Consider the following 13180-nt stretch of genomic DNA (forward strand, 5'->3'; position numbering starts at 1 on the left):
GGCAGCTTGTCGGACAAGAGGGTTGTCGGTCTCAGCCAGTCGTCAAAAGCGCGGAGTCGCGATGTCTGTCACGGGTGCGGGTCAAAATGCTGATCTGATCGTCATCAATGGTCGCGTGCGGACCATGGACGATGACAATCCCGCCGCCCAGGCGATTGCCGTCAAGGACGGCGCCATCATCGCCATAGGCAACCACGCCGCCATCGAAAAACTCAAGGGAACGACCACAGAGGTGATCGACGCCAAGGGCGGTTCGGTCCTGCCCGGTTTCATCGAAGCCCACATGCATCTGTTCTCGGGAGGGGCCGAGCTCGCGCATCTTCAACTCGGCGGTATCCATGGATTCGAGGCGCTTCAAAGCGCCATCCGCGACTACGCAACGACGCGGCCCGAGGCGAAAATGCTTGTGGGACAGGGCGTCGACTACACCGTGCTCGGCGACGAGCGGGTGACACGCCATCATCTCGACGCCATCCTGCCCGACCGCCCCTTCTGCATGGCAGCGCCCGACCACCATACGATGTGGGCCAACACCAAGGCGTTGGAGATAGCCGGCATCCTGAAGGGACGCACGCTCGGTCCGGGCAACGAGATCGTGATGGGTGGCGACGGCCTGGCCGCGGGCGAATTGCGCGAGGGCGAGGCCTTCGGTCCGGTGCTCGACCTTGCCGGCGAAAGCCGGGTGCGGCTGGGGCTGTCGACCGGCGGTGAGCCCGACCCAATGCCGTCGGCCGCCGAGCGGGCCGCTGACCGTGACATCATGCGGCGCGGGCTTGCATGGTGCGCGCGCCACGGCATCACCTCGATCCAGAACATGGACGGCAATCTCTACCAGCTCGAACTGCTTTCCGAGATCGAGGCCGAGGAGGGATTGCCCTGCCGCGTCAAGATCCCGTTCCACTACAAGAATTTCATGACACTCGACATGCTCGAGAAGGCGTCCGTCATGGCCGAGCGCTACCACAGTGAGTGGCTGTCATCGGGCATGGTCAAGGTGTTCTATGACGGCGTGCTCGATTCCTGGACCGCTGTTATGGTCGAACCCTATGCGGATCGTCCCGACTGGGTCGGCGAGCCGCTGTTCACGCCGCAGCAATTTATCGATCTCGCCGTGGCTATCGACAAACGCGGGCTGCAGATCGCCGTGCACTCGATCGGTGACGGCGCGGTGCGCGCAGTGCTCGACGGTTACGAGGCGGCGCAGAAGGTCAATGGCAAGCGCGACAGCCGGCACAGGGTTGAGCACATCGAGGTCACCACAGCAGCCGACGTGCCGCGTTTTGCCGAACTCGGCGTCATCGCCTCGATGCAGCCGTCGCATCCGCCCGGCGCCATGGATTTTCCGCTGGAGCCGACGGTGTCACGCATCGGGCCGGCCCGCTGGCCGCTGAGCTATGCCTGGCGCACCCTGAAAAGCGCCGGCGCCCATGTCGTGTTCGCCTCGGACTGGCCGGTGGCGGCGATCGACCCGATCCTGAGCATTCAGGCGGCAGTGCAGCGCAAACCATGGGCAGAAGGCGATCCTGACCAGAGTTTCTCGCTGCAGGAAGCGATTGCCGCCTACACGGTCGAGGGCGCCTATGCCGAATTCGCCGAGCATCGCAAAGGCGTTCTGAAACCCGGCTATATGGCGGATCTGGTGGTTTTGTCGGCCGATATCGAGAAGACGGCGCCGGCCGATCTACACAAGCTGCGGCCGGTGACGACGGTCTGCGGTGGCAAGGTCATCTACCAGGCCTGACAATGGCATGCGGCTTGCACAGCTTGCCGCTTGCAAGACGAAATGACCGACTGAACTGTGATTCAATGCCGGACTTGCCAACCTACCGGCCGTGTGGTCACATCGAACAGGGGAAAAACTCCGCCAGCAAGAGCGGGGTCAACAGTGAGGCGTATCGTGCCGGAAAAACCGGATCGGAATGCAATTGAAGTCGTAAACGTCAGTAAAATTTTCGGATCGGGTGAGGGGCAGGTTGCTGCCCTCGATACGGTCTCGGTATCCATCCGCGAGAATGAGTTCTTCACCCTGCTGGGACCATCCGGCTGCGGCAAGACCACGTTGCTGCGGCTGATTGCCGGCTTCGACTTTCCAACCGCCGGCGAAATCCTCCTCTACGGCCAGGACATCGCGCCGTTGCCGCCCTTCAAGCGGCCGGTCAACACCGTCTTCCAATCCTACGCGCTGTTCCCGCATATGACGGTCGCCGACAATATCGGCTTTGGCCTGGAAATGCTGGGCAAGCCGAAGGCCGAGATCAAGGCGCGCGTCGCCGAGATGCTGAAACTGGTGAAGATGGAGGCGCTGGCGGGTCGCCGAACCAGCCAGATCTCCGGCGGCCAGCAGCAGCGCGTGGCGCTCGCCCGGGCGCTGGCGCCGCAGCCCAAGGTGCTCCTGCTCGACGAACCGCTCTCGGCGCTCGACTACAAGCTGCGCAAGGAAATGCAGATCGAATTGAAGCGGCTGCAGCACGAGACCGGCATTACCTTCATCTTCGTCACCCACGACCAGGAGGAAGCGCTGACCATGTCGGACCGCATCGCGGTGATGTCGTCGGGCAAAATCCTGCAGGTCGGCTCGCCGCGCGACATCTACGACCGGCCGGCCGAGCGTTTCGTCGCCGACTTCATCGGCGAGTCGAACTTCCTCAAGGCGGATGTGGTTAGCGCGACTGGTGGCCGGGCGACGGTGAAGCTGCCGTCTGGTGTGGAAATCCCAGCCTCGCTGCCGGAAGGCTTCAGCCCCAGCGGCAAGGTCACCATCGTCGTGCGTCCAGAGCATGCGCAGTTGGGCACGGCCAGCCCGAGCGCTTCGCTGTCCGGTACCGTCGAAAACATCGTCTATCTCGGCACCGACACGCACTTCCATCTGCGCCTTGCCGGTGGCGAGCCGTTCATCGTGCGGCGTCAGAACAGCCGCGGCGCCGGTGACGGCTTCGTGCAGGGCGGCCAGATCGGCATCATGATCGGCAACGACGCCGCGCAAGTGCTGAAGGACTGATCATGGCGACCGCGGAACAAGTCGCCAAGGCAGCGGAGCGACGCGATGTGCGCGACCGGTGGCTGCTGTCAGCGCCAGCCTTGCTGGTGATCTTCCTCGCCGCGACCGGCCCCTTGCTGATCGTGCTGATCTACTCGTTCCTGACGCCTGGCCCCTATGGCGATGTGAAGTGGCAGTTTTCGCCCGATGCCTGGCTGTCGGTGTTCATGGAACGCGACATTTTCGACGATACGCTTTCGCTTGCGGCAGCGCATGTCACCATCTTCTGGCGCTCGATCAAGCTGGCGGTGATAACGACGATCGCCACTTTGGCATTGGGGTTTCCAACCGCCTATTTCATGGCGACGCGCAGCGAGAAAACCAGGGATCTCTGGCTGTTCCTGATCACCATTCCGTTCTGGACCAACCTTCTGATCCGCACCTTCGCCGTGCTGCAGATCATCCGCAACGAAGGCATCATCAACACCATCCTTATCAAGCTTGGTATCGTTTCAGCGCCGGTGCAGATCCTCTTCACCGACACGGCGATTCTGATCGGCATGGCCTATGTCTATCTGCCGCTGATGGTGCTGCCGATCTATGCCAGCATGGAGAAGCTTGATTTTCGCCTCGTCGAGGCGGGCTACGACCTCTACGCGACCCGATTCAAGGTATTGCGGAAGATCATTTTCCCGCTGGTCAAACCCGGCGTCATTGCCGGCTCCATCCTGGTCTTCATTCCAGCCCTTGGCGCCTATGTGACGCCGAGCGTGCTTGGCGGCGGCAAGAATATGATGCTGTCCAACCTGATCGAATTGCAGTTCGGCCAAGGCCGCAACTGGCCGCTCGGCTCGGCGCTGTCGATCACGGTGATGATCATCGTCATGGTGGCGCTGCTTGCCTATGTGCGCAATGCCGGCAAGTCGGGGGCGCGGCATGGCTAAGAACTTTTCCATCAAGCACCAGACCGGCTTCACGGTGATCGCTGCGACCTGTTTTATCGTGCTCTATCTGCCGATCATCGTGCTGGTCGCCTATGCCTTCAACGCGGCGAACTCGACGTCCGAATGGGGCGGCTTTTCGATGCGCTGGTTCCAGTCGGCTTGGCAGAACGTGCAAGTTATCGACGCGACGCTACGCTCGTTCCAGATCGGCGCCGTCGCTGCGGTGCTGTCGACAATCTTTGCCACCATGGCCGCGCTCGCCACCACGCGCACCGCGTCCTATCCGGGCCTCACCTTCAAATATGCGGCGATCAACCAGCCGCTGATGGTGCCCGAGATCGTCACCGGCGTGGCGCTGCTGATCTTCTTCTCGCGCATCAAGATCTTCACCGGCTATTCCGGCATTGGCTATCTGATCGCCGCGCACACGGCGTTCTGCATCCCGTTCGCCTATCTGCCGATCCGGGCGCGCCTGGAAAACATGGACCTGACGCTGGAGCGCGCGGCCGCCGATCTGTACGCGACGCCTTGGAAGACCTTCCGCCGCATCACGCTGCCGCTTTTGTGGCCCGGCATACTGGCCGGACTGATGCTGGCCTTCGTCATCTCGCTCGATGACGTCGTCATCACCGAGTTTGTCAAATCGGGCGGCCAGGATACGCTGCCCACCTACATGCTCGGCCAGATCCGCCGCGGCATCACGCCTGAGATCAACGCGATATCGACCGCCTTCCTGCTGCTTTCGGTCGCGATCGTCACGTTGTTTTTCTTCGTCAGCAGGAAAAGAGACTGAACCGACAAATGGGAGCTAAAACCATGAACTGGAAAACAACGACAGCCGCCATCGGGTTGGCGCTGCTCGCAACGACGAGCCTGGCCCGCGCCGATGGCGAGCTGAACATTTACAATTGGGGCAACTATACCAGCCCCGATGTGATCAAAAAGTTCGAAGCCAAATACAACGTCAAGGTGACGATCACCGATTACGATTCCAACGATACGGCGCTCGCCAAGGTACGCCAGGGCGGCACCGGCTTCGACATCGCCGTTCCGTCGCAAACCTACGTGCCGATCTGGATCAAGGAGGGCCTCGTGCAGGAGACCGATCCGGGCAAGATGGAGAACTTCAAGAACGTGGCGCCGGAATGGGCCAATCCAGACTTCGACCCCGGCCGCAAATATTCCGTGCCGTGGGCGCTGGGCACCGTCGGCGTCGTCGTCAACACCGATGCCTACAAGGGACCAGCCGACAGCTGGGGCATCATCTTCAACACGCCGGACGAGCTGAAGGGCAAGACCAATGTCGTTCCCGAGATGAATGACGTTATCTTCGCGGCGATCAAATATGTCGGCGGCCAGCAGTGCACCGACGACAAGACGGTGCTGAAGAAGGTGCGCGACACGCTTGTCGCGGCCAAGCCGAACTGGATCGCCATGGAATACAACACCATCGAAAAGATGGGCGCCGGCGACTTCAAGGCGACCAGCGACTGGAACGGTTCGGCGCTGCGTCAGCGGCTGGCCAATCCGGCCATCCATTACAATTATCCGAAGGAAGGCTACGGCCTGTGGAGCGATAACGTCGTCGTTCTCAAGGAAGCCAAAAATGTCGAGAACGCCAAGCTGTTCCAGAACTTCATCATGGATCCGGAAAACGCGGCCGGCCTCTCGGCCTTCCATCGCTACGCAAACGCCATTACCGGCTCGGACAAGTACATGCCGGCCGATATGAAGGATGCCCCGGAAGTCGTCATTCCGGAGGCTGCGAAGGCACAAGGCGAATTCCAGAAGATGTGCGCGCCTGAGATCCAGGACATCTACACCAAGATCTGGACCGAACTGCAGAAATAACCGCAGTCTGACAGACCCGGCGGCATGCGCCGCCGGGTCTTTTCTTTTCCGGAATGGCTTTCATGGACTCCTATCGCAACAGCGATCCGCGGCCGTCGATCATGCAGGGCTCGCCGCCTCAAATGGTGCTGCCGAAGCTCGACTGGGACCGGCCGCCATGGAATCGCTGGGCCTTTCAGCACATCCGCGAATTCCTGCCGACCATCGAGGTCTGGCGCGGTAATGGCCATCGCCATCGTCTTGAGCGCGCAGAGACCGATCTCGACGCGCTGCCGGTGGAAGACAGCAAGGGCCGTCCGACGACGCTCGTTGGCCTGCTCGACGAGACCTACACGGACGGCTTCCTGGTGCTCAAAGACGGCAAGGTCGCCTATGAGCGCTATTTCAACGGCATGGCCGAGCGCACGCTGCATCTGTCGCAGTCGATGGCGAAGTCGGTAACAGGCACCGTGTTCGGTATTCTGGTTGGGCGCGGCTTGATCGACCCGGCCAAACCGGTGACCGCCTATCTGCCGGAGCTCGGCGCGACCGGCTGGGACGGCGCCAGCGTGCAGCATGTGCTCGATATGACCACCGGCGTGCGCTTTTCCGAGGAATACACCGACCGTTACTCCGACATCGGCCAGGTTGATGTCGCCACGGGCTGGAAGCCGGTGCCGCCGGACAGCGATCCGGATTTCCAATGGCCGCCGCATCTGTTCGAGTTGATCCTGCAGCTGAAGGACAAGGTGCGGCCGCATGGCGCCGCGTTCGAGTACCGCTCGATCGAGACCGACGTGCTTGCCTTCATCATGGAGCGGGTCACCGGTAAACGGCTGGCGCAGCTGGTGTCCGAGGAGCTGTGGCAAAAGCTCGGCGCCGACGAAAGCGCTTGCTTCACGGTCGACAGCGCCGGCTATGCGCTGGCCGATGGCGGCTTCAACGCGACGCTGCGCGATTACGCCCGCTTCGGCCAGCTGATCCTCGACAAGGGCCGCGGCATCGTGCCGGCCGACTGGGTCGAGGCGACGCGCAACGGCAGGCATGGGCCGGACTTCAATCCGAGCCTGCCCGAAGGCAGCTATCGCAACCAGTTCTGGATCGAGAACCCGCGCTCACGCGCGCTGATGTGCCGGGGCGTGTTCGGGCAGATGATCCATATCGACTGGGACACCGGCATGGTCGTGGTCAAGCTTTCGACCTATCCGGATTTCAGCAATGTCGCCTATTCGGTGGCAACGCTGAAGGCGGTGCACACCATCGCCATGGCGCTTGGTTGACCCACAACAAATCACCCTCTGAGGAAACGTTCATGACCGGCAAGACCGCGTTCGAGACCCGCTACGGCTTTGCCCGCAATGAGGTGCTGCTCTCCAACTGGCGCGAAAGCCCGTTCAACCGCTGGTCGTTCCAGAACCTTGGCGAGCTGGTGCCTACCGCCCCCGTGGCGGCGACGCCGGGAAGCGTCGAGGCACCGGTGCGGGACCTGAGCGGCCTGCTCGGCGAAAACGTCTCCGTCGCCGGCGCGCCGGAGACGGTGGCCGAATTCCTCACACGTTCGAGCAGCGACGCGCTGACGGTGATGAAGGCTGGCAAGGTCATCGGCGACTGGTTCGCGCCCAATATGGATTTCGGCGCCCGTCACATCATCTTTTCGATCAGCAAATCGGTCACCGCGATCATCGCCGGAATACTGGAAGGCGAGGGCGTGTTCGACCCGGAAGCGCCGGTGACCCAGTACATTCCGGAAGCCGCCGGCTCGGCCTATGCCGATGCAAGCTGCCGGCATGTGCTCGACATGAGCGTCAGCCTCGATTTCGAGGAGGCCTATCTCGATCCCGAAAGCGCCTTTGCCCGTTACCGCCGCGCGACGCTGTGGAATCCGGGCGGCGGCACTGAAAGCTTGCGCGAATTCATTCTGACCTTGCAGCGGCTCGAAGAACCGCACGGCAAAACCTTCCGCTACCGTTCGCCCAATTCCGATCTGCTCGGCCTGCTGCTCGAACGAGCTTCCGGCCTGCGCTTCCCGGACCTGATGCGCGAGAAACTGTGGCTACCCCTGGGTGCTGTCAGCGAGGCTTCGATCGGCGTCGACATGGAAGGTACGGCGCGCACCGCCGGCGGCATTTCGGTGACGCCGCGCGACCTGGCGCGTATCGGCGAGATGATGCGGCAGGGCGGCACGGCCAATGGCCGCGGCATCGTGCCGGAAGGCTGGGTGCGCGATACGACCGTTGCCGGCGGCAGCGCGGAGGCCTGGCAGCGCGGCACGATGGCGCATCTGTTCCCGAAGGGCCGCTATCGCAACAAATGGTACCAGACGGGTGCGGCAAACGGTGCTTTCTGCGGCATCGGCATCCACGGCCAATGGCTCTACGTCGATCCGAAGATGGAAGTGGTGATTGCAAAAATGGGGTCGCAGCCGGTGCCTGAAGATTATCCGCTCGAACGCGAGATCGTTGCCTTTTTCGAGGCGCTGAGCGGGATGGTCTGAGGACGAGCCAAAGCAAGGCGCTTTCCTGTGGACCTCTTTGACGCTTGAGAACACTGCGGTTGGCGGGACGGACATCAGCGCCTATGGTCGCCGCTCTTTGCGACAGGGACCAGCATGGCAGCAGACAGCAAACGCATCGCATCCATCATCGCGGAAGAGATCGGGGCGCGGTCGGAGCAGGCATCAGCAGCTATAGGGCTGCTCGATGAGGGCGCGACGGTGCCGTTCGTGGCGCGCTACCGCAAGGAGGTCACCGGCGGGCTCGACGACACGCAATTGCGCGACCTTGCCGAGCGGCTGGCCTATCTGCGCGAGCTCGATGCGCGGCGCGATACGATCCTTGGTTCGATTCGCGAGCAGGGCAAGCTGACCGACGAACTTGAGGCCAAAATTGTGGCTGCCGCCACTAAGGCTGAACTGGAAGACATCTACCTGCCCTACAAGCCCAAGCGCCGCACCAAGGCCGAGATCGCCCGGGAGCGCGGGCTGGGGCCATTGGCGGAGGCTATTTTGGCCAACCGGTCGTTGGTGCCCGCCGAGGCGGCGCTGGCTTATGTGACCGAGGATGTGGCCGACGCCAAGGCCGCACTGGAAGGCGCACGCGACATCCTGTCGGAACAGTTTGCGGAAAATGCCGATCTGGTCGGCAAATTGCGAACCTACATGAAGGAGCGCGCTTTCATGCGTGCCCGTGTCGTCGACGGCAAGCAGGAGGCCGGGGCGAAATTCTCCGACTATTTCGACCATGTCGAGCGTTGGGCAAATGTTCCGAGCCACCGTGCGCTGGCCATGCTGCGCGGCCGCAACGAAGAGGTGTTGTCGCTCGACATCGAGGTCGATGCCGACCATGCCTCGCCGGTGAAGCCGGTCGAGCGGATGATCGCCAATGCCTACGCCATCGGCGGCAGCCTGCCGGGCGACCGCTGGCTGATGGAAGTTGCCGGCTGGACCTGGCGGATCAAGCTTTCGCTGCACCTGACGCTCGATTTGATGCGTGACCTGCGCGAGCGGGCGGAGGAAGAGGCGATCCATGTCTTTGCACGCAACCTCAAGGATTTGCTGCTGGCAGCGCCCGCCGGATCGCGGCCGACCATGGGGCTCGATCCCGGCATCCGCACCGGCGTCAAGGTCGCGGTGGTAGATGGCACCGGCAAGGTGCTGGCGACGACGACGGTCTATCCATTTCCGCCGCGGAACGATGTGCGCGGCACACAGGCGGAACTCGCCAAGCTCATCCGCCTGCACAAGGTCGAGCTGATCTCGATTGGCAACGGCACCGGCAGCCGCGAGACTGAAAAGCTGGTCGCCGACATGCTGTCCGACATGCCTTCGGATGGTGGGCCAAAGCCGCTCAAGGTGATCGTCAGCGAAGCCGGCGCCTCGGTCTATTCGGCCTCCGCGACAGCGGCGGCTGAGTTTCCCGGGCTCGACGTGTCGCTGCGCGGTGCGGTGTCGATCGCCAGGCGCCTGCAGGACCCGCTCGCCGAACTGGTCAAGATCGAGCCGAAATCGATCGGCGTTGGCCAGTACCAGCATGATGTCGACCAGTACCGGCTCGGCCGCTCGCTGGAGGCGGTGGTGGAGGACGCGGTGAATGCTGTCGGCGTCGATCTCAACACCGCCTCGGCACCGCTTTTGGCCCGCGTGTCAGGCCTAGGCGCGTCGCTTGCCGATGCCATTGTCGCGCATCGCGATGCGACCGGGCCGTTCGCCAGCCGCAAGGAACTGCTCAAGGTGGCGCGGCTTGGACCGCGCGCGTTCGAACAATCCGCAGGCTTCCTGCGCATTGCCAATGGCAGCGAGCCGCTCGACGCCTCGTCGGTCCATCCGGAAGCCTATGGCGTGGCCAAGAAGATCGTCGCTGCCTGCGGCCGCGATGTGCGCTCGCTGATGGGCGACAGCGCAGCGCTCAAGGCGCTCGATCCGCGAGTCTTCGTCGACGAACGCTTCGGCCTGCCGACGGTGCGCGACATCATTGCCGAACTGGAAAAGCCCGGCCGCGACCCGCGCCCCGGCTTCGAGACCGCGACCTTTGCCGACGGCGTCGACGACATCAAGGATCTGAAGCCCGGCATGCTTCTGGAAGGCACCGTCACCAATGTCGCTGCCTTCGGCGCCTTCGTCGATATCGGCGTGCACCAGGACGGGCTGGTGCATGTCTCGCAACTGGCCGATCGTTTCATCAAGGACGCGCATGAGGTGGTGAAGGCCGGCGACGTGGTGAAGGTGCGGGTCGTCGATGTCGACATCAAGCGCAAGCGCATCGCGCTGTCCATGCGCAAGGACGGCGGCGAGGGCGGGACGCCGAAGGGGCCGCGCGACAATGGCGGCGGCAAGCCGGCGCAACCTTCGCCGATGCCGCAGCGTCAGCCGGAACGACCGGCACAGCAAGGCGCGTTTGGCGCAGCACTGGCCGATGCCTTGAAGCGGAAGTAGCCTCGAATGGTTCCTTGCAATCGCTAGAGCGTTATCTACCATCCTTGTGTGGAGATACGCGCGATATGGCAAGTTTCGAGAAAGTGAGTGTCCAAGAGTTGGGGCGTCTTTGGGACGAGGGCATGGCGAGTGGCAGTTCGGTCGATGGAGACCAGGCTTTCGCCCGGATCAAAAGCAAGCTCGATGCGAAAGTTGCCGAACGCAAGTCGCAAAAACGCTGCGCTTCCAGCCGGAAACCGAGCCGATGAAGCGGAAGTAGCTACCAGGCCAGAACAGCCGGTTCCTTCTCAACCTGGCCCAGCAGCCAGTCGCGAAAGCTGACGACGGGCGGGTGGCCGCGCTTGTCGTTCGGGACGACGAGGTAGTAGGCGCTGCGGCTTTGCATCGGCTGTCCCGGCGCCGGCACGAGCTGACCGCGCTGCAATTCGCCGGCGATAAGAACTTGCGGCAGGAGCGCGACGCCAAGCCCCGCCATGCAGGCTTGGGCAACGGTGCCGAATTGCTCGAACTGCATGCCGGGTCCGATCGGTGCGCTCAAGCCCTGTTCCTCGAACCATTCGCCCCAGGCGCCAGGGCGCGTCGCCATGTGCAGCAGCGGCAGGCGGCTGATGTCGGCCGCCGTGGTGATATCGCGGCTGGCAAGGAAGTCGGGCGAAACCACCGGCATCACGGTTTCGCGCATCAACAATGTGGAATCGGCGTCCGGCCAGTCCGGCTGGCCATGATGGATAGCGGCGTCGAGGCGTTCGCGGGCGAAGTCGAAGCGGCCGAGGCGGGTGACGAAGTTGATGGTGATGTCAGGGTTTTCTGCGACGAAATCCGGGATCAGCGGCATCAGCCAGCGCGTGCCGAAGGTCGGCAGTATGGCGAGGTTCAGCATGCCGCTATGCCGATTGCTCATCAATCCGAGCGCGGCGTCGCGCAATTGCCCGAGTGCCGCCCGCACGGCTTCGGCATAGATTTCGCCCGCCGTGGACAGCCGAACATTGCGGCTGTCGCGCTCGAACAGCCGGCGGCCGAACTGTTCCTCCAGAAGTGCTATCTGGCGGCTGACGGCCCCTTGGGTCAAATCGAGTTCCTGGGCGGCAGCGGTGAAGGAGCCAAGGCGGGCCACGGCCTCGAAGGCGGCAAGGGCGCTGGTGCTGGGTAAAAGCCGTCGTTGGACGTTCATGATCCATTACTAAACCTCATTGATCTGTGATGCAATTTTGTTTGATTTTTCCGAAGCGGAGGTGGATAAGCCCGAGCACTTCAAGATTTTGGGAGAGAGCGAAGCCATGGCCGCCGACAAGAACGCGTTCGTCTGGGAAGACCCCTTCCTGATCGAGAACCAGCTTTCCGAGGATGAGCGCATGGTGCGCGATGGCGCGGCCGCCTTTGCCGCAGACAAGCTCGCGCCGCGCATCGAGGAGGCCTATCTCGAGGAAAAGACCGACGCCGGCATTTTTCGCGAGATGGGCGAGGCCGGCCTGCTCGGCATCACCATTCCCGAGGAATATGGCGGGCTCGGCGCCAATTACGTCACCTACGGGTTGGTGGCGCGCGAGGTCGAGCGGGTCGATTCCGGCTACCGGTCGATGATGTCCGTGCAGTCGTCGCTGGTGATGTATCCCATCCATGCCTATGGCACGGAAGAGCAGCGCAAGAGATACCTGCCGAAGCTGGCTTCGGGCGAATGGATCGGCTGTTTCGGCCTGACCGAGCCGGATGCCGGTTCCGATCCGGGCGGCATGAAGACGCGGGCCGAGAAGACGGCGAACGGCTACAAGATTTCCGGCTCGAAAATGTGGATATCCAACGCGCCGATCGCCGACGTGTTCGTGGTCTGGGCGAAGCTGAAGGGCGACAACGGCAAGGACGAAATCCGCGGTTTCGTGCTGGAGAAGGGCATGAAGGGGCTGTCGGCGCCGAAGATCGGCGGCAAGCTCAGCCTTAGGGCCTCGATCACCGGCGAGGTGGTGATGGAAGGCGTCGAAGTCGGCGAAGACGCGCTGCTGCCCAACGCCAGGGGCCTCGGCGGCCCATTCGGCTGCCTCAACCGGGCCCGCTACGGCATTTCCTGGGGCGCGATGGGCGCCGCCGAGGATTGCTGGCACCGGGCCCGGCAGTATGGACTCGACCGCAAGCAGTTCGGCAAGCCGCTCGCCGGCACGCAGCTGTTCCAGAAGAAGCTCGCCGACATGCAGACCGAGATCGCGCTGGGCCTGCAGGCCAGCTTGCGGGTCGGAAGGCTGATGGACGAGGGCAAGATGGCACCGGAGATGATCTCGATCGTCAAGCGCAACAATTGCGGCAAGGCGCTCGACATCGCCCGCCAGGCCCGCGACATGCATGGCGGCAACGGCATCCAGATCGGCTACCACGTCATGCGCCACGCGCAGAACCTGGAGACGGTCAACACCTATGAAGGCACGCATGACGTGCATGCGCTGATCCTTGGCAGGGCTCAGACGGGGATACAGGCGTTTTTCTAAAGCTGTGCCGATGTTCAGGTGAGGC

The 13180-nt window shown here is 62.9% G+C and carries 11 protein-coding genes; 10 read left to right on the forward strand and 1 reads right to left on the reverse strand.

Going from position 1 to position 13180, the window contains the following annotated elements; all coding sequences use genetic code 11:
• Positions 1 to 61: 61 nt before the first annotated feature.
• The 9 genes from NLY43_RS25165 to NLY43_RS25205 all read left to right on the forward strand — a co-directional run bounded on the left by NLY43_RS25165 (position 62) and on the right by NLY43_RS25205 (position 10929).
• Complete coding sequence (locus NLY43_RS25165) at positions 62 to 1741, forward strand: amidohydrolase (protein ID WP_023710981.1); 1680 nt, start codon at positions 62 to 64, stop codon at positions 1739 to 1741.
• A 156-nt stretch (positions 1742 to 1897) separates the two neighbouring features.
• Positions 1898 to 2998 (forward strand): ABC transporter ATP-binding protein, encoded by a 1101-nt coding sequence (locus tag NLY43_RS25170; RefSeq protein WP_023691713.1) that lies wholly within the window; start codon positions 1898 to 1900, stop codon positions 2996 to 2998.
• A 2-nt stretch (positions 2999 to 3000) separates the two neighbouring features.
• Positions 3001 to 3921: an ABC transporter permease gene (locus NLY43_RS25175; RefSeq protein ID WP_023691712.1), complete on the forward strand. Its 921-nt coding sequence runs from the start codon at positions 3001 to 3003 to the stop codon at positions 3919 to 3921.
• Positions 3914 to 4714: an ABC transporter permease gene (locus tag NLY43_RS25180; RefSeq protein ID WP_023671766.1), complete on the forward strand. Its 801-nt coding sequence runs from the start codon at positions 3914 to 3916 to the stop codon at positions 4712 to 4714. The genes NLY43_RS25175 and NLY43_RS25180 overlap by 8 nt, the downstream gene beginning before the upstream one ends.
• 23 nt (positions 4715 to 4737) lie before the next feature.
• The gene (locus tag NLY43_RS25185) at positions 4738 to 5772 is read left to right on the forward strand and encodes an ABC transporter substrate-binding protein (protein WP_023671767.1); all 1035 of its coding nucleotides are present in this window, start codon (positions 4738 to 4740) and stop codon (positions 5770 to 5772) included.
• A 62-nt stretch (positions 5773 to 5834) separates the two neighbouring features.
• Complete coding sequence (locus NLY43_RS25190) at positions 5835 to 7031, forward strand: serine hydrolase domain-containing protein (protein WP_023710982.1); 1197 nt, start codon at positions 5835 to 5837, stop codon at positions 7029 to 7031.
• A gap of 32 nt (positions 7032 to 7063) precedes the next feature.
• Positions 7064 to 8245 (forward strand): serine hydrolase domain-containing protein, encoded by a 1182-nt coding sequence (locus NLY43_RS25195; RefSeq protein ID WP_023710983.1) that lies wholly within the window; start codon positions 7064 to 7066, stop codon positions 8243 to 8245.
• Positions 8246 to 8359: 114 nt separating this feature from the next.
• Positions 8360 to 10681, forward strand: a complete 2322-nt coding sequence (locus NLY43_RS25200; protein WP_023710984.1) for a Tex family protein — start codon at positions 8360 to 8362, stop codon at positions 10679 to 10681.
• 65 nt (positions 10682 to 10746) lie between these two features.
• Positions 10747 to 10929 carry a hypothetical protein gene (locus NLY43_RS25205; RefSeq protein WP_023671771.1) on the forward strand — a complete coding sequence of 61 codons (183 nt, stop codon included), beginning with the start codon at positions 10747 to 10749 and terminating at the stop codon, positions 10927 to 10929.
• Positions 10930 to 10940: 11 nt separating this feature from the next.
• Here the strand turns inward: NLY43_RS25205 and NLY43_RS25210 are convergent, their stop codons facing one another.
• On the reverse strand, positions 10941 to 11852 hold the full coding sequence (locus NLY43_RS25210) for a LysR family transcriptional regulator (protein WP_023710985.1): 912 nt from the start codon (positions 11850 to 11852) through the stop codon (positions 10941 to 10943).
• A 106-nt stretch (positions 11853 to 11958) separates the two neighbouring features.
• Here NLY43_RS25210 and NLY43_RS25215 point away from each other — a divergent pair, with 106 nt between their 5' ends.
• Positions 11959 to 13155, forward strand: a complete 1197-nt coding sequence (locus tag NLY43_RS25215) for an acyl-CoA dehydrogenase (RefSeq protein ID WP_023691708.1) — start codon at positions 11959 to 11961, stop codon at positions 13153 to 13155.
• Positions 13156 to 13180: the final 25 nt, after the last annotated feature.

Source organism: Mesorhizobium sp. C416B (assembly GCF_030323165.1).
Taxonomy (GTDB): domain Bacteria; phylum Pseudomonadota; class Alphaproteobacteria; order Rhizobiales; family Rhizobiaceae; genus Mesorhizobium.